The sequence below is a fragment of the Desulfosporosinus acidiphilus SJ4 genome, assembly GCF_000255115.2.
Classification (GTDB): domain Bacteria; phylum Bacillota; class Desulfitobacteriia; order Desulfitobacteriales; family Desulfitobacteriaceae; genus Desulfosporosinus; species Desulfosporosinus acidiphilus.
Map to the genome: position 1 here is coordinate 886,853 of NC_018068.1, position 16,030 is coordinate 902,882.

Below are 16,030 nucleotides of genomic sequence, written 5' to 3' on the forward strand. Positions count from 1 at the left end.
TAATTACCCAGGGGAGAAAGAGCAGAAAGGAGCGTTTATTGTGACTGAAGCAGACCAAGGGCTTCTTGAGGAAGAAGACACTCAGAAGGGGAAGTTCCTAACTTTTTTACTTGGCAACGAATTTTATGGTATTGAAATTAAGTATGTGACCGAGATCATTGGTTTTCAACCGATTACAGAAGTTCCTGACCTCCCGGATTATATTAAAGGTATCGTTAACCTAAGGGGTAAGATTATTCCGGTAATGGATGTGCGATTGCGCTTTCGGAAACCTTTTCGAGAGTACAATGACCGAACCTGTGTTATTGTGGTGGATGTTTTTGAGATTTCCATCGGTCTTATTGTGGATAGTGTTTCTGAAGTAATTGCCATCTCTGAAGAAGAGATCGTTGCTCCTCCTAATCTCGGCAGAGGCGGGAGTAAATATATTAAAGGCATCGGTAAGGTAGGGAATGAGGTTAAACTCCTGCTAGATTGTGACAAACTGCTCAATGATCAGGATCTTGAAACTTTGGAGAATGTGTAATTTTGAGGAGGAATTTCTGAATGAAATGGTTTTATAATTTGAAGATCAGCACAAAGCTGCTCATCTCATTTATTATTGTTGCCTTGTTGTCAGGAATTGTGGGATATGTTGGTATCCAAGATCTACTTAAGACTAATGGTGAATATGCTGACTTGTATATTGATCATGGAATATCACTGAGTTATTTGGCGAATGTTTCTGATGGATTTCAACGGATGAGAGTTAATTTGCGGGATCTCATGGTTGATACGAATCAAAACAACAAGCAAAAATATGTAGAGGGCATTAAAATATATGAAAAGCAAGCTGAAGACAATATGGCCTTATATCAAGCAAACCTAAAATCTTCAGAGGATCGGGCAGCCTTTAGTCAGCTTCAGGATGCTTGGAACAAGTTATTGCCAGTTGTTGATAAAGAAACAGCTTTAGCCACAAATCATCAAGAACAACAGGCCTATATCGTTTCCAGCACCGATGGTGCCACTGTCACTCAATTGGTGGACAGTGCCATTAAAAAAGAGATAAATTTGAATATCACTACAGGAAAGCAATTGTCGGATCAATATAGAAAAGATTCTCAAAGTACAGTGGCTATTATGATAGGAATTATTGCTTTCTGCATGCTTCTGGCGGTTGCTCTCGGGTTGCTGCTTTCTCGCATTATTAGTAAACCGATAAGAAGGCTTGCCGAGGGAGCTGAAAAGATTGCTCTTGGGGAGGTAGACCTGAAATTTGCGGCAGCGACTAAGGACGAACTTGGGATTCTTGAAAACGCTTTTGGCAAAATGGTGGAGAATATTCGTTCTCAGGCTGAGGCTGCCGACAGGATTGCCACTGGAGATCTGAATGTTCAAGTTACAATCCGCTCGGAGAAAGATGTGCTCTCGAAAAGTTTGCAGCAAGTTGTCACTACTCTGCGAAGTTTACTCGATGAAATGGAACATATGTCCAAAGAACATGACCTTGGTGACATCGATGTCTTTGTTTCAGCCGAGAACTTTAAAGGCGCATACAGAACTGTGGCAAACGGTGTCAATGATATGGTTAAGGGACATATCAGCGTAAATATGAAAGCAATAACCTGTGTGGCCGAATTCGGGAAGGGGAACTTTGACGTAGAACTGGAGAAATTTCCGGGAAAGAAGGCAATCATTAATCAAAATATTGAATCGCTGCGTCATAACTTGAAGGAAGTTAGTTCGGAAGTCAGGAAACTGATCGTTTCATCCAAGGAAGGCCGTTTAAATGAGCGGGCTGACGCCAAGAAGTTCCAAGGGGATTGGGCTGAATTAATACAGGGCCTGAATGGCTTAATTGACGCGATTCTTGAGCCGATTCAAGAGGCCGCGGCAGTATTGGATGAGATGGCTAAGGGGAATCTGGGAACGAATGTTAAGGGGAATTACAAGGGTGATCATGCTAAAATCAAAAATGCTCTCAATGATACTATAAGTACACTGGCCTCTTATGTCAGCGAGATTTCGCAAGTCCTAACCCAGATGGCCAACGGCAATCTTGATGTAGAAATCAGTAGAGACTATAGGGGAGACTTTTCTGAAATCAAGAAATCATTGAATAATATTATTCAAGCATTAAATGATGTTCTAAGTGATATTAACAATGCGTCAACTCAGGTAGCAGCGGGTTCCCGGCAAGTTTCAGATTCTGCACAATCGCTTTCCCAGGGGTCCACAGAACAAGCCAGTGCCATTGAAGAATTAACTGCTTCCCTTGAAGAAATTGCTTCCCAAACAAAACTCAATGCTTCCAATGCTAACAAGGCCAATGAACTCGCTTTCGCTGCCAAGGAAGATGCCGCTGAAGGCAACAATCAGATGAAGGAAATGCTTCGTGCCATGGATGCCATCAATGAAGCTTCCAGCAATATTTCTAAGATTATTAAGGTCATCGATGAGATTGCCTTTCAAACCAATACCTTGGCCCTCAATGCCGCTGTTGAGGCGGCTCGAGCTGGGCAGCATGGCAAAGGTTTTGCAGTCGTTGCAGAGGAAGTTCGCAATCTTGCCACCCGAAGCGCCAATGCGGCTAAAGAGACAACCCTCTTGATTGAAGGTTCCATTAAGAAGGTTGAGGACGGAACAAAGATAGCCAATAATACTGCCAGTGCCTTAATTAAGATCGTTAACGGTGTTGCGGAAGCTGCGAGCCTTGTGGGGGAAATTGCTACAGCGTCTAATGAGCAAGCCTTAGGGGTTACTCAGGTTAACCAAGGAATCCAACAAGTTTCTGCTGTGGTTCAGACGAACTCTGCTACTTCGGAGGAGAGTGCGGCTGCCAGCGAAGAACTTTCGAGTCAAGCAGAACTTTTAAGGGAACAAGTTAGCCGGTTTAAGTTAAAAAGAACACGCTCAACCTCATATAACAATTTAGATGATCTCAATCCTGAAGTTATTAAAATGCTTGAGAGTATGAGACAAAGAAAACGAGAGAATTCAATGGGACAAGTCCCCCGGGAACCTGAGGCAACAATTCAAAAACCCAAAATTACTTTGAGCGATAGTGAGTTTGGCAAATATTAATGAACGAAGGGCTTAAGGATGGAGAGCCTGAGGGCTCTCCTCAAGGTCCTTTTCTGGAGATGAGCAAATGAAACTTTCTATCCGCGATTTCAAACAATTGGCAGAACTTATCCATGTAAATTATGGGATATATTTGAAAGAAGAGAAAATCCCCCTTGTTGAAGGGAGACTCCGTCAAGTCCTAGTTGACCAACAGTTTGAAAGTTATGCCGAATATATTGATTATCTCAAGACTGAAAAGACCGGCCATGCCATCCAAACGCTGATTAACAAAATTACCACTAACCATACTTTCTTTATGCGGGAAACAGATCATTTTAATTTCTTCAGGGAAGAAGTTTTGCCAGAATTACTACAAAGCAAGCAAGACAAGGATCTGCGAATATGGAGCGCAGGGTGTTCCTCGGGTGAAGAACCATACACTCTCGCTATGATTATAGATGAGGTTTTAGGTGAACAGAAAAAGTATTGGGATGCCAGGATTTTGGCCACTGATTTATCACAGCAAGTGCTTGAAAGCGCTTTGCAGGGTGTTTATTCGAAAGATAAAGTTGACTCTTTACCGCCAAACTGGCGATTAAAATATTTTTCTAAACTATCTTCGGATGAATATAGCCTAACAGAATCTCTCCGGCAGGAAGTTATTTTTCGGAAATTTAATCTTATGGAAGAGGTGTTCCCCTTCCGCAAAAAGTTCGACGTGATTTTTTGCCGTAACGTCATGATTTATTTTGATATGGAGACCAAAAAGAAACTTGTCGAGAAATTTTATGATATTACAAATCAAGATGGCTATCTTTTTATTGGTCATTCCGAATCTGTTAATCGCTCTGAATCGAAGTATCATTATATTAGACCGGCCGTCTATAGAAAGCTCTAGCAACTGATGAGGGCTAAGGCATTTATCTGCAGAAGGAGGGCTAACGCGTGAGAAGAATAAGAGTTCTAGTAGTTGATGACTCGTTACTGTTTCGTACAATTTTAGCACGGGGATTATCTTCGGATCCTGAAATAGAAGTGGTTGCTCAGGCTATAGATCCTTTTGACGCCCGTGATAAAATTTTAAAATATGAACCTGATGTTATGACTTGTGATATTGAAATGCCCAAAATGAACGGGATCGAGTTTATTCGTCGCCTTCTTCCGCAATACAACTTGCCGGTTGTGGTCGTAAGCTCAACCAGCGGCGCAGTGTTTGATGCTTTAAGTGCCGGGGCTGTGGATTTTGTTGCTAAACCTGATATTGACTCGGCCCAGAATGTTGAACGTTTTTTAGAAGATTTGATGGCAAAAATTAAGGCTGGGGCAGCGGCAAAGGTGTCAATTCAGACCGAATTATTAACTAAACACGAAACTCATGGTATTAATGCCATCGACCATTTGCGCACAGTAGTGTCTTCGACGTTCCTTTCTCAGGAAGAACTGTCTAAAAGGATTATTGTTTTAGGGGCTTCGACAGGAGGAACGGAGGCTATTTATAGCATTATCAGAGAGATGCCTTTGAATATTCCGGGTATTGTCATTGCTCAGCACATTCCCGCCGGTTTTTCCCGGCTCTTTGCTGAGCGACTAGATGATTCAACAGATTTTAAGGTTAAGGAAGCACAGACCGGTGATTATGTTGAACCTGGAACTGTTCTCATCGCACCGGGAGATCAACACTTAAAGCTAATAAAAGTCGGAGAACGGTATAAAGCAGAATGTTTTGTAACAGAAAAAGTGAATGGGCATCGTCCGTCCGTCGATGTATTGTTTGAATCCGTTGCCAAAGCGGCCGGCCCCAGAGCAATAGGTGTAATTTTAACAGGCATGGGTTATGATGGTGCCAAAGGGCTTTTAGCAATGAGAAGAAAAGGAGCACGAACGATTGGTCAAGATGAACGTTCCTCTGTTGTTTACGGTATGCCAAAGGTCGCTTATGAAATCGGAGCCGTAGAAAAGCAAGCCTCCCTGCCCTTAATAGCAAAGCTGCTTTATTCTTTGGTTAAAGGTGATTAAATGGATTATGTAATCGGTATTGGGGATTACGCGATCTCCCAAACTAGAGGTGACTGCTTAAAAACCTATGCTTTGGCTTCTTGCGTTGCCCTAACAGTATATCATCCAATGCTCAAGGCCGCCGGAATGATTCATATGGCCTTGCCAAGTCCAAATAATGACTTGGAAGCAAGAGCAAGACCTGCCTATTATGTCACAACCGGAATCCCCCTCTTGTTAAACCTATTTCAAAAGGAATATGGCGGTTCGGTTAAAGAACTGGTTATTAAGCTCTTCGGAGGCGCCTATTCTGTCAATGAAGATGATTATTTTCGAATAGGGATGAAAAATGTCAGTATAGCACATCAGATTCTTGCCGAAAGGCATATTCCGATGATGTTCGAAGAAACAGGAGGGTATATTAGTCGGAGCTTAATCATGGCAACAGAAAAGGGAGATGTCAAGGTTATTGCTTATCCAATTACCATATGAACGAAGAACGGATTGAATTTTTCGTTGGGGTTAGTGTAGAATTAAATTGCTGAGGGGGGGAAGACCGTGAACATACTGATTGCTGAGGACGATATGCCCAGCCGCAAATTTTTGTCTAAGCTGCTTTCTCAATACGGCGAAGTAGATATGGTCGTAGATGGGATAGAAGCTTTAGATGCTTACCTTATTTCTATTAAGGAAAATAATCCCTACGATCTTATCTGCTTAGATATTATGATGCCTAAAGTTGATGGTGTTAGAGTACTCAAAGCTATCCGGGATTATGAGGTGAAACGGGGCGTCCCTCAAGAAAATCGGGTGAAGGTAATAATGACAACAGCTTTAGAAGGAACGGATTTCGTCAAAAATGCCTTTGAGATCGGATGTGAAGCTTATGCAGCTAAACCGATTGATAGTCGTAAACTATTGGAAGTTCTTGAAAAGCTCGGATTAATTGAGAACAAATAGAAAATGATCTATACTTCTCCGTTATTTAGGGTGAGTATTTATTCTCAATAGCTTTTTAAAGATAGTATCATAACAAAGAAAGATAAGTTAACTGTAAAAGAGTTTGCTATTAGGAAATGGCATGCTCTTTATTTTTTACGTTCGGAGGGAAGGCCCGAGCGACCATTGTTCGTCATTAGAACAACTGATCGATAAAATAGAGATATCCTATGGACTTTCAAGGCTTAAGCATGTTACTATTTACACAAGGGAAAAGGAAATTAAAAGGAAGTGAAATCAAAAGTAGATAAAATACAATAAGACGATGAAGTACTATAAGACGATGAAGTACTATAAGACGATGAAGGCAATTTAATATGTGAATGTTAACACTATCTCATAGATAAACACTTAAAGGAGGCGTTGGCTATGTTAACATGGATTTCGATGATCATGCTAGTTATTTTCCTCGGTTGCTGTACAGTGGTGATTGCAGCTTCCTGTTATAACATTTTCAAGTTAATTCGCAGAAGTACTGGAAAGCGTGACTTTGCCATAAGAAACCATCACTTAAAGACCAGTCATGGTTAAGTAGTTGATTAAATTGATTCACACGAAATGGCTATCACTTCAAATGAGGTGATAGTCCTTTCGTGAGCAAGGGGGACGGTCCTTTTGACACATTTTTGTGTCAAAAGGACCGTCCCCCTTGCTCATTTGGTTACAATTTAAAATCTTCAAGGTTTATTTCTTGAGTGAACGTTTCTATTGGTGGGTTGTTTCGATCAATTTCAGAAATCATGGAATTTATGGGTTCAGAGAATTCCTTAACGAAGTCATGGAGTTTTGAACTGGATAAATCCATTTCATTGTTCAAGTGACTATTCAAATATTGATTTAGGTGATATTCCTTGCTTGAAAAGTACTCATCAAACTTTTCTTCAATAAAAGACGGTCCGAACTTAGCCGCTTGGCGGCAAACATAGAGCCGGCAGAGCGGAGTGGTAGCGTCTTTGGGCAAAAGGCAACCCGAGCCGCTTACATAGGGACACTGATTTAAACCGGCTTTCATTTCCACCATAATTCCATTATAACCTTTAATTATCTGACCTTTTTTCAAGATTTGCTCATAGATGTCGGGATAGTTAAGATACAAGAAAACTAAATCAAAAAGGCAAAATTCCGGTTCATAAGAACAGCAGCCTATTTTTTTACGGTCACTTCCATTATTTCGGCAGCATACTGAGCAAAGATTTGTACAAATACTAGGGCGCAAGGGGTCGTTAATTATTTTGAACTCCGCTATCATTAGTAATAACACCTCTAATTCCCAGCAGGGAGATTATAAATTTCAACATAATAGTACTTTTAACGTGACAAGGCTCTTTGATGACGGTAATATGAAACTATATAATGGTTTAATGCAGTAGTTTCTTTGTGCGATAAAATTATTCCGCTATTGATTACTGTTGTGACAACCCTCAGACACGAATCTTAAAAATTGTGACTAGTGTAACAAAATGATAGGGAATTGTAAAGATGGACAATTGAAAGCAATTTATGAATATTTCTCCATAGAAAAGAGGATGACCTGTGTATTTAGGATCTGATTTTTTCAGTCCCAAAAATGAAGAAATTGCGGACTATTTTTTGTTCAAAGAAAATAAAATTCTTACACTTAATAATAGCCTGCAGTGGTCATGGTCAGAGATTGAACAGTATAATTTAACGAAAAATTTAATCAGGGTTCAGCCTGTCGAAGGAGAGGAGGGGCATTTGGTCAAGGTTGCTGAACTGGCTCCGACTACGGATGAAGCGGAAGGTCTGACATTTCACAACCTAAGGCGGTTGCTGGGTGCGATCCCTGATAAAACGTTTTTTTTGGCGGGTAAGGCTTATCAAATACTGTTCTGGGACCGTACCCATCAATTCTGCGGTCAGTGTGGAGCACGGACAGTGAATAAGAACGATGAAAGGGCTAAAGTTTGCCCTTCCTGCGGTTTCGTAAATTATCCGCGGATTTCACCGGCAATGATCGTGGCGGTTACCCGCGGACGAGAAATTCTGTTAGCCAAGGGGAGCCGTTTTCAAGGCGGTTTCTATAGTGTATTGGCCGGCTTTGTTGAGCCGGGGGAAACCTTCGAAGAGTGCGTGGAGCGGGAAATAAAAGAGGAAGTAGGCCTTAAAGTCAAAAACATCAACTATTTCGGGAGTCAGCCCTGGCCTTTTCCAGATTCATTAATGGTAGGTTTTACAGCTGAGTATGCCGGCGGGGATATCACAATAGATAATAAAGAAATCTTAGATGCTGGATGGTATACAGCGGAAGGCCTTCCGCTGATACCTGGGAACGGAAGCATAGCACGGCGTTTAATTGACTGGTATGTTCAAAAACAAGACAACAGCTAGCAAAAACAAAAGATAGAAGATATAGTTATTAAACTATGGTATTGGTGAAGGGATATTCAATTACCTTTGAATGTGGGGGATTCTATGACAAGCAACACAATCTTGATAATTGCCGCTATAGTGATAGGGGTGATTGTAGCAGCTAAATTTATTCGCTTTATTGTCAAAGGAATACTACTCTTAGTTGTTTTGGCCGTAGTTCTCTTGATTTTTTTGAATATAAGCCAAGGAAACCTCTTGAAAAACAGTACCGTTTCGAATACTAAAATAGAATCTTCAGTGCAAAGCGGACTCAGTAATATTACGCAAAAATTTAAAAGCTTGGACTATGAACAGACTGTAACAAATTTACAAACTATGCTGACGAAGGGGATCGACTATGGTAAGCAAGCATTAGCCAAGATTGGCCATTGAATAAAGCCTAGGCAATTGAGCCTAGGCTTTAAAGCTAAAAGTGAAATGGAGGTGGTACCGGGGGTTTTAAAACTTTACGCAGCAACCATAGTTCCCAGATGATTATTGACAACAACACAATAATAATGATCAATGCTGTTATAATCATAGAGTTCACTCCTTCCTTTTTATAGACATACGTGTGAGATGATTCCTAATACATGCTATTCTGCATGTCCTAAGGATGTTCATGGCTATAATAATTTCCTGCTGACCCCCAATATTTGTTAGACATAACAAAATAAACGAATTCTGAGTGCAAAACCGCAGCCCAATAGGGTATACAGCTAGTTGCACAATATGGCAAGGGAAAATTTGGGAATGGAATTAGTTTTGAATGACCCGATTTTGAGGTTGACAAATACTTACAAGATGCGTATGATACATAGTAATTAAATAACTCACCAAAAACCGTTGATGTGGAGATAAAAACAAATCGTGCACTTTCAGAGAGCCGGAGTTGCTGTGAACCGGCAGAACGCAGATTGTTAAATGGACCACGGAGGGCGCGACCAAAGGCATTGCCGAGTATTTCGCGACGTGGAGGCATACGTCAGTTGCCAGGAATATGATGGTATTCTGTTAAGCGTGCGGAGTTTTTTCCGTGAAGCAAGGTGGCACCGCGGGTATTGTATTGATAGTAACCCGTCCTTGACTATATAGTCTTTGGACGGGTTTTTTGGCGTTTATTGACGAGGCCCTCCCGTTCAAGACGGAAGAACGATGTTCAAAGGAGGTAATTATGTACAGACCAAGTTTAGATGAAGCCAAGGAAATTGCAGCAGATTACAACATGATTCCCGTTAGCCGTGAAATATACTCGGATATCAGGACTCCCATCGAAGTGCTGAAAATCCTGAAAAGCGTCAGCAGTCATTGCTTTTTGCTGGAAAGTCTTGAGGGTTCCGAAACTTGGGGACGTTACACCTTTTTGGGTTTTGATCCCAAACTGGAAGTGACTTGCCTGAACGGAACAATCAATATCAAATCAGCGACGAAAGCTGTTTCCCATGCTGCAAAACACCCCCGAGAGTATATTCAACAAATCCTTGACGATCATAAAAGCCCGCAGTTTGATTACTTGCCGCCTTTTACCGGCGGCTTGGTAGGATATTTTTCTTATGATTATATCAAATACAATGAACCCTCTCTGAAACTGGATGCATATGATCAGGAAGGATTTAAAGATGTAGACTTGATGCTCTTTGACAAGGTTATTGCTTTTGATCATTTAAAACAAAAAATAATTCTTATCGCCAACGTAAGAACAGAGGGATTAGCTTCAAACTACAGCAAGGCTGTCAAGGAAATCGAAAGCATGGTCGATCTCATTAAACACGGAGTCTATCGAGAAACTCAACCTGGTAAAGTCACTTCCGAATTTCGTCCGTTGTTTAAGGAAAACGAGTATTGTGAGATGGTCAACAAAGGCAAGCATTACATTCATGAGGGGGATATCTTTCAAGTAGTGTTGTCAAACCGTTTCGAAGCAAATTATGAGGGCAGCCTCCTTAACACTTACCGGGTGTTGAGAACGTTAAACCCATCTCCCTATATGTTTTATATCTCCAGCAATGATCTGGAAATTGCCGGCGCTTCTCCGGAAACCTTAGTGAAGCTTCAGAATGCTACACTCTACACCTTTCCTTTGGCGGGAACTAAACCAAGAGGAAAAACTGCTGAAGAGGACGTTCAGAACGAAAAAGATTTGCTCTCCGACCCTAAAGAATTGGCCGAGCATAATATGCTGGTGGATTTGGGCAGAAATGACTTGGGCAGAATCAGCAAATTTGGCACCGTTAAGGTTGAGAAATATCTGTCCATCGAGCGTTTCTCCCATGTTATGCACATTGGGTCGACGGTTAAAGGGGAAATAAGAGAGGACAAAAAAGCCTTAGATGCTGTTGATGCCGTACTGCCGGCCGGTACTCTTTCCGGCGCCCCTAAAATCAGAGCTTGTGAGATTATCAATGAGCTTGAAAATAACAAGCGAGGCATCTACGGGGGAGCCATAGGGTATATCGATTTTACCGGCAACTTAGATACCTGTATTGCTATCCGCATTGTTTATAAGAAGAACGGCAAGATTTTTGTCCGTTCCGGTGCCGGTATTGTCGCTGACAGTGTGCCTGAAAAAGAATATCAAGAATGTATCAACAAAGCTCAGGCTGTCATGAAAGCTCTTAAACTATCTGAGGAGGTTATCGACTGATGATTCTCTTAATCGATAATTACGATAGTTTTTCCTATAACCTTTATCAACTTATCGGTTCCATCAATCCGGATATAAAGGTCATTCGCAATGATGAATTAAGCATAGAAGAAATTGAGGCGTTAGCCCCAGAAGCAATTATTCTCTCTCCAGGGCCGGGTAAACCGGCGGACGCCGGCGTATGTATTGAGAGTTCACGATATTTCGCAGGCAAAATCCCCGTTTTTGGGGTTTGTCTTGGGCACCAGTCGATCTGCGAAGCCTTTGGAGCTACAGTGTCCTATGCCCGAGAGCTGATGCACGGCAAACAATCCACCATAAAATTAGATACGGCTTGTTCTCTTTTTAATGGATTGCCGGAAACTATAGCAGGTGCGCGCTATCATTCCTTAGCCGCCATAGAAGACACTATTCCCACGGAACTAAAGGTCATTGCCCGGACGGATGACGGGGAAATTATGGCCGTTAAGCACAAAGAGTATGAAGTCTATGGAGTCCAATTTCATCCGGAATCAATCTTAACACCAGAAGGTAAGACCATCATGGAAAATTTTCTGAGGGGGGAACAAGTATGATCACGGAAGCAATCTACAGAATAATTAAAGGTGAAGATCTGGACTTTGAGACAGCTAAGGTAGTTATGGGGGAAATGATGGACGGCACGGCCACTCATGCCCAGATGGGTGCTTTCCTCGCTGCCTTGCGGATGAAGGGCGAGAGCATTGATGAAATTACCGGCAGTGCTCTGGCTATGCGCGAAAAAGCACTGCACCTGGATCAAGTTCATGATGTCATGGACATTGTTGGCACCGGTGGTGACGAGGCGGGGACGTTTAATATCTCGACAACAACGGCTTTTGTTGTAGCAGCAGCGGGCGTACCCGTAGCTAAGCATGGCAACCGCAGCGTATCCAGTAAAAGCGGAGCGGCAGACGTTTTGGAAACGTTGGGGATTAATATCTCCATTTCCGCCGCACAGAGCAGAAAGATTCTAGAAAAGATTAATTTGTGTTTTATGTTTGCCCAAACTTACCATAGCTCAATGAAACACTGTGCTCCTGTACGGCGGGAAATGGGGGTGCGTACGATTTTTAATATCCTGGGACCTCTCGCCAATCCAGCCGGGGCGAAACGTCAGTTAATGGGCGTCTATGACGAGAAGCTCGTCGAGCCACTGGCAAGGGTTCTTTCCAATCTCGGCGTAAAGCGCGGTATGGTAGTTCATGGTTGTGACGGCTTGGACGAGGCAACTCTTACAACCAGGACAAAGGTCTGCGAAATAAAAGAAGGGGACCTTATAAGCTATTATCTGGACCCACAAGAATATGGATTTAACTATTGCAGTTTGAATGAGCTCGTTGGAGGGGATGCCAAGGAGAATGCAAAGATAACTCGTTGTATATTAAACGGGTCCGAGCAGGGCGCCAAACGTCAAGTCGTTGTTCTTAATGCTGCTCTCTGCTTGTATTTGGCCGATAAAGCGGCATCCATCCAAGAAGCTGTTCCTCTTGCGCAAGATCTTATCGACAGCGGGGCAGCCCTTAAAAAGCTTGAAGAATTTGCAAGGCTTTCCAATGAGGTGTTAGGACATTGATATTAGAGAAAATAGCGAAGCGAACCGTTGAGCGCGTGGCGGAACTGAAACGAGAGAAATCGGAAGAGCAAGTAATTTCAGAAGCTAAGGCCTTAGATTCTGATACAGCGTTTCCCTTTGAAGAGGCTCTCAGGGCAGAGGGTTTATCCTTTATCTGTGAGGTAAAAAAAGCGTCTCCTTCCAAGGGAATTATTGCTCAAGATTTTCCCTATTTACAGATTGCCAAGGACTATGAGGCGGCAGGAGCTGCGGCGATTTCTGTGCTGACAGAGCCCTATTGGTTTCAAGGACAAGACTGCTTCCTTACGGAGATCCGCCAAGACGTTGGCATCCCTCTTCTGCGCAAAGACTTTATCGTGGACAGTTATCAGATTTACGAGGCTAAGATCATTGGAGCTTCAGCCATTTTGCTTATTTGTACGCTGCTCGATACGGATACTCTGAAACGCTATCTGGAAATTGCTCAAAGTTTGGGGCTGAGCGCCCTCGTGGAAGCCCATACGGAGGAAGAAGTTAAATCAGCTCTTAAGGCAGGGGCCAGAGTGATCGGGGTCAATAACCGCAACCTTCAGACCTTTGAAGTTGATATAACCACTAGTATCAGACTGCGCAAATTAGTGCCGAAAGATTTCTTATTTGTCTCGGAAAGCGGCATTAATTCACCGGAGGACGTGGCGGTCTTGAAGGAAAATAAGACAGATGCTGTTCTGATCGGCGAAAGTTTAATGCGCAGTGATCGAAAAAAGGAACAGCTTGCCTTTCTGCGAGGGGATAATCAGCAGTGAAAATTAAACTGTGCGGACTTTTTCAAAACTGTGACATTGACTTTGTCAATGAGGCTAAACCTGATTTTATCGGTTTTGTCTTCGCCAAGAGCCGCCGTCAGGTATCTGCGGAATGGGCCAAGGCCATGCGGCCGAAACTAAGCTCGGTAATTACGCCTGTAGGGGTTTTTGTTAATGAATCAGTAACCACGATTGCTAAGCTTTTGAATGAGGGCGTTATCGAAATGGCTCAACTTCATGGGAATGAGAGTGAAATTTATATCCGGGAATTAAAAACACGGACTAAAAAGCCGATCATCAGAGCTGTTCAGGTGATATCCCGCGCAGATATAGAGGAAAAACAGGATACCGTCGCTGATTTTCTGCTGCTTGATCACGGAGCCGGCGGGACTGGAGAAAGTTTTGATTGGAGTATAGTTGGCCAAGTAAAGAAACCCTTTTTCTTGGCCGGGGGACTGAAGGCAGATAATATAGAGCAGGCAATTCGAGCAGCAAAGCCTTTTGCTGTGGATCTAAGCAGCGGAGTGGAGACGGACGGAAAGAAAGACAGGGGTAAAATTTTAGAAATAGTTAGGAGAATGCGAAATGAGTAAGGGCAGATACGGCATTCATGGGGGTCAATATATCCCGGAAACCTTGATGAACGAAATTATTAATCTGGAAAAATCTTACGAACACTTTAAAGATGACCCCGAGTTCAAGGCCGAGCTTAAGAAGTTGCTGAACGAGTATGCGGGAAGGCCATCTCTGCTCTACTATGCCGGGAAAATGAGCAAGGATTTAGGGGGCGCGAAAATCTATTTGAAACGTGAAGACCTGAATCATACCGGTTCCCACAAAATCAATAATGTTCTGGGGCAGGCGTTAATGGCTAAGAAAATGGGCAAAACACGCGTTATCGCTGAAACGGGCGCCGGTCAGCACGGTGTCGCAACTGCAACGGCGGCCGCCTTGCTCGGCTTGGAATGTGAGATTTTTATGGGTAAGGAAGACACAGACAGGCAGGCTCTTAACGTTTACCGGATGGAGCTTTTAGGCGCTAAAGTTCATGCTGTGACCAGCGGCACTATGACTTTAAAGGATGCGGTTAACGAAACCATGCGCGAGTGGACGTCCCGTATTCACGATACCCACTATGTTCTAGGCTCTGTCATGGGGCCCCACCCCTTCCCCATGATCGTTCGTGATTTTCAAAGCGTGATCAGTGAGGAAGCAAGAGAACAGATTCTGGAACTTGAGGGCAAGCTGCCTGATGTGGTGATGGCTTGTGTTGGCGGCGGCAGTAATGCCATGGGGATGTTCTATAATTTTATCGGTGACCAAAGCGTAAAATTAATTGGCTGTGAAGCGGCGGGACATGGAATTGATACCGAGAAGCATGCTGCTACCATCGCCAAAGGAAAATTAGGGGTCTTTCATGGCATGAAGTCCTACTTCTGTCAGGATGAACATGGACAAATTGCCCCGGTCTATTCAATATCTGCAGGTCTCGACTATCCGGGAATAGGGCCTGAACATGCCAATCTTCACGATTCAGGCAGGGCGGAATATGTGCCTATTACTGATGACGAGGCGGTAGAAGCTTTTGAGTATCTTGCCAGAACAGAAGGAATTATTTGTGCAATTGAAAGTGCCCATGCGGTGGCTCATGCCAAGAAAATTGCCGGAAATTTGAGCAAGGATCAAATCATCATCATCTGTTTGTCAGGACGGGGAGATAAAGATGTTGCCGCCATTGCGCGCTATAAGGGGGTAAGAATTTATGAGTAATATCGCAGAGGCCTTTAAAAACGGAAAAGCCTTTATCGGATTTGTCACCGGCGGAGACCCTTCTTTAGAGAAGAGTGAAGAGTATATTTTAGAAATGGTTCGGGGCGGTGCTGATTTAGTGGAAATCGGTATTCCCTTTTCTGATCCCATTGCCGAGGGACCGGTTATTCAAGAGGCAAATATTCGCGCTCTTGCAGCAGGGGCTACGGTAGACAAAATTTTTAATCTGGTGGTTTCTGTGCGCCAAAAGACAAAGGTGCCTCTTGTTTTTCTAACCTATTTAAATCCCGTCTTTAATTATGGGTACTCACGCTTTTTTCAACGGTGTTCTGAGGCGGGAGTCGACGGTATCATCATTCCTGATCTGCCCTATGAAGAAAAGGGTGAACTGACTGAAGCCGCTGCAGGCTATGGAGTTGATGTTATTTCTCTGATTGCCCCCACCTCAGAACAACGGATTAAACAGATAGCCCGGGAAGCGACAGGCTTCGTCTATGTGGTATCTTCCATGGGTGTAACGGGAATGAGAAGCGAAATTAAAACAGATTTGCATTCAATCATAGAGGTTGTAAAGGAATCGAGTTCAGTTCCTACGGCAGTTGGCTTTGGCATCAATACACCAAAACAAGCAGGGGGAATTGCTAAAATTGCCGATGGCGTGATTGTGGGCAGCGCAATTGTTAAAATAGTTGAGAAGTATGGTGAAGGGGCCGGCCCTTATATTTATGACTATGTTAAGAGCATGAAAGATGCTGTGAGAAGTGCTGTTTAACGTTTATTTGGGAACTTTCCAGATTCCAGTGCTTTAAAGAGATGATTTGATCC

17 protein-coding genes are annotated in these 16,030 nt (G+C 42.9%); 16 read left to right on the plus strand and 1 reads right to left on the minus strand.

What is annotated here, in order from left to right:
• Positions 1 to 40 precede the first annotated feature (40 nt).
• The 7 genes from DESACI_RS04085 (at position 41) to DESACI_RS24740 (ending at position 6,573) form a co-directional block, all read left to right on the plus strand.
• Positions 41 to 526: a chemotaxis protein CheW gene (locus DESACI_RS04085; protein ID WP_014825904.1), complete on the plus strand. Its 486-nt coding sequence runs from the start codon at positions 41 to 43 to the stop codon at positions 524 to 526.
• Between the two features lie 20 nt (positions 527 to 546).
• On the plus strand, positions 547 to 3,066 hold the full coding sequence (locus tag DESACI_RS23415; RefSeq protein ID WP_014825905.1) for a HAMP domain-containing methyl-accepting chemotaxis protein: 2,520 nt from the start codon (positions 547 to 549) through the stop codon (positions 3,064 to 3,066).
• A gap of 67 nt (positions 3,067 to 3,133) precedes the next feature.
• Positions 3,134 to 3,946 (plus strand): CheR family methyltransferase, encoded by an 813-nt coding sequence (locus DESACI_RS04095; RefSeq protein ID WP_014825906.1) that lies wholly within the window; start codon positions 3,134 to 3,136, stop codon positions 3,944 to 3,946.
• Between the two features lie 47 nt (positions 3,947 to 3,993).
• Positions 3,994 to 5,064, plus strand: a complete 1,071-nt coding sequence (locus DESACI_RS04100) for a protein-glutamate methylesterase/protein-glutamine glutaminase (RefSeq protein WP_014825907.1) — start codon at positions 3,994 to 3,996, stop codon at positions 5,062 to 5,064.
• Positions 5,065 to 5,535, plus strand: a complete 471-nt coding sequence (locus DESACI_RS04105; RefSeq protein ID WP_014825908.1) for a chemotaxis protein CheD — start codon at positions 5,065 to 5,067, stop codon at positions 5,533 to 5,535. It begins immediately after the preceding gene.
• Positions 5,536 to 5,601: 66 nt separating this feature from the next.
• Positions 5,602 to 6,003 carry a response regulator gene (locus DESACI_RS04110; protein ID WP_014825909.1) on the plus strand — a complete coding sequence of 134 codons (402 nt, stop codon included), beginning with the start codon at positions 5,602 to 5,604 and terminating at the stop codon, positions 6,001 to 6,003.
• 408 nt (positions 6,004 to 6,411) lie between these two features.
• The gene (locus DESACI_RS24740; RefSeq protein ID WP_014825910.1) at positions 6,412 to 6,573 is read left to right on the plus strand and encodes a hypothetical protein; all 162 of its coding nucleotides are present in this window, start codon (positions 6,412 to 6,414) and stop codon (positions 6,571 to 6,573) included.
• Between the two features lie 130 nt (positions 6,574 to 6,703).
• On the opposite strand, the gene DESACI_RS04115 is transcribed toward DESACI_RS24740, so the two are convergent.
• On the minus strand, positions 6,704 to 7,291 hold the full coding sequence (locus DESACI_RS04115; protein WP_014825911.1) for a hypothetical protein: 588 nt from the start codon (positions 7,289 to 7,291) through the stop codon (positions 6,704 to 6,706).
• Positions 7,292 to 7,575: 284 nt separating this feature from the next.
• Here DESACI_RS04115 and nudC point away from each other — a divergent pair, with 284 nt between their 5' ends.
• The 9 genes from nudC to trpA all read left to right on the plus strand — a co-directional run bounded on the left by nudC (position 7,576) and on the right by trpA (position 15,977).
• Positions 7,576 to 8,391 carry an NAD(+) diphosphatase gene (gene nudC / locus DESACI_RS04120; RefSeq protein WP_014825912.1) on the plus strand — a complete coding sequence of 272 codons (816 nt, stop codon included), beginning with the start codon at positions 7,576 to 7,578 and terminating at the stop codon, positions 8,389 to 8,391.
• Positions 8,392 to 8,475: 84 nt separating this feature from the next.
• The gene (locus DESACI_RS04125; RefSeq protein WP_014825913.1) at positions 8,476 to 8,805 is read left to right on the plus strand and encodes a hypothetical protein; all 330 of its coding nucleotides are present in this window, start codon (positions 8,476 to 8,478) and stop codon (positions 8,803 to 8,805) included.
• A gap of 781 nt (positions 8,806 to 9,586) precedes the next feature.
• The gene (gene trpE / locus DESACI_RS04130) at positions 9,587 to 11,056 is read left to right on the plus strand and encodes an anthranilate synthase component I (RefSeq protein ID WP_014825914.1); all 1,470 of its coding nucleotides are present in this window, start codon (positions 9,587 to 9,589) and stop codon (positions 11,054 to 11,056) included.
• Positions 11,056 to 11,631 (plus strand): anthranilate synthase component II, encoded by a 576-nt coding sequence (locus DESACI_RS04135; protein ID WP_014825915.1) that lies wholly within the window; start codon positions 11,056 to 11,058, stop codon positions 11,629 to 11,631. The genes trpE and DESACI_RS04135 overlap by 1 nt, the downstream gene beginning before the upstream one ends.
• On the plus strand, positions 11,628 to 12,650 hold the full coding sequence (gene trpD / locus DESACI_RS04140) for an anthranilate phosphoribosyltransferase (RefSeq protein ID WP_014825916.1): 1,023 nt from the start codon (positions 11,628 to 11,630) through the stop codon (positions 12,648 to 12,650). Before DESACI_RS04135 ends, trpD begins: the two co-directional genes overlap by 4 nt.
• Entirely contained in the window at positions 12,647 to 13,435 is a 789-nt protein-coding gene (trpC, locus tag DESACI_RS04145) for an indole-3-glycerol phosphate synthase TrpC (RefSeq protein ID WP_014825917.1), read from the plus strand. Before trpD ends, trpC begins: the two co-directional genes overlap by 4 nt.
• Entirely contained in the window at positions 13,432 to 14,028 is a 597-nt protein-coding gene (locus DESACI_RS04150; RefSeq protein ID WP_014825918.1) for a phosphoribosylanthranilate isomerase, read from the plus strand. The genes trpC and DESACI_RS04150 overlap by 4 nt, the downstream gene beginning before the upstream one ends.
• On the plus strand, positions 14,021 to 15,205 hold the full coding sequence (gene trpB, locus DESACI_RS04155; RefSeq protein WP_014825919.1) for a tryptophan synthase subunit beta: 1,185 nt from the start codon (positions 14,021 to 14,023) through the stop codon (positions 15,203 to 15,205). Before DESACI_RS04150 ends, trpB begins: the two co-directional genes overlap by 8 nt.
• The gene (gene trpA / locus DESACI_RS04160; RefSeq protein WP_014825920.1) at positions 15,198 to 15,977 is read left to right on the plus strand and encodes a tryptophan synthase subunit alpha; all 780 of its coding nucleotides are present in this window, start codon (positions 15,198 to 15,200) and stop codon (positions 15,975 to 15,977) included. Before trpB ends, trpA begins: the two co-directional genes overlap by 8 nt.
• Positions 15,978 to 16,030: the final 53 nt, after the last annotated feature.

Bases quoted from the DNA above. Each gene is read 5' to 3' on its own strand.
- DESACI_RS23415 (WP_014825905.1), top strand. From the start codon at position 547: ATGAAATGGTTTTATAATTTGAAGATCAGCACAAAGCTGCTCATCTCA.
- DESACI_RS24740 (WP_014825910.1), top strand. From the start codon at position 6,412: ATGTTAACATGGATTTCGATGATCATGCTAGTTATTTTCCTCGGTTGC.
- DESACI_RS04135 (WP_014825915.1), top strand. From the start codon at position 11,056: ATGATTCTCTTAATCGATAATTACGATAGTTTTTCCTATAACCTTTAT.
- trpA (WP_014825920.1), top strand. From the start codon at position 15,198: ATGAGTAATATCGCAGAGGCCTTTAAAAACGGAAAAGCCTTTATCGGA.
- DESACI_RS04105 (WP_014825908.1), top strand. From the start codon at position 5,065: ATGGATTATGTAATCGGTATTGGGGATTACGCGATCTCCCAAACTAGA.
- trpD (WP_014825916.1), top strand. From the start codon at position 11,628: ATGATCACGGAAGCAATCTACAGAATAATTAAAGGTGAAGATCTGGAC.
- DESACI_RS04095 (WP_014825906.1), top strand. From the start codon at position 3,134: ATGAAACTTTCTATCCGCGATTTCAAACAATTGGCAGAACTTATCCAT.
- DESACI_RS04115 (WP_014825911.1), bottom strand. From the start codon at position 7,291: ATGATAGCGGAGTTCAAAATAATTAACGACCCCTTGCGCCCTAGTATT.
- trpB (WP_014825919.1), top strand. From the start codon at position 14,021: ATGAGTAAGGGCAGATACGGCATTCATGGGGGTCAATATATCCCGGAA.
- DESACI_RS04125 (WP_014825913.1), top strand. From the start codon at position 8,476: ATGACAAGCAACACAATCTTGATAATTGCCGCTATAGTGATAGGGGTG.
- trpE (WP_014825914.1), top strand. From the start codon at position 9,587: ATGTACAGACCAAGTTTAGATGAAGCCAAGGAAATTGCAGCAGATTAC.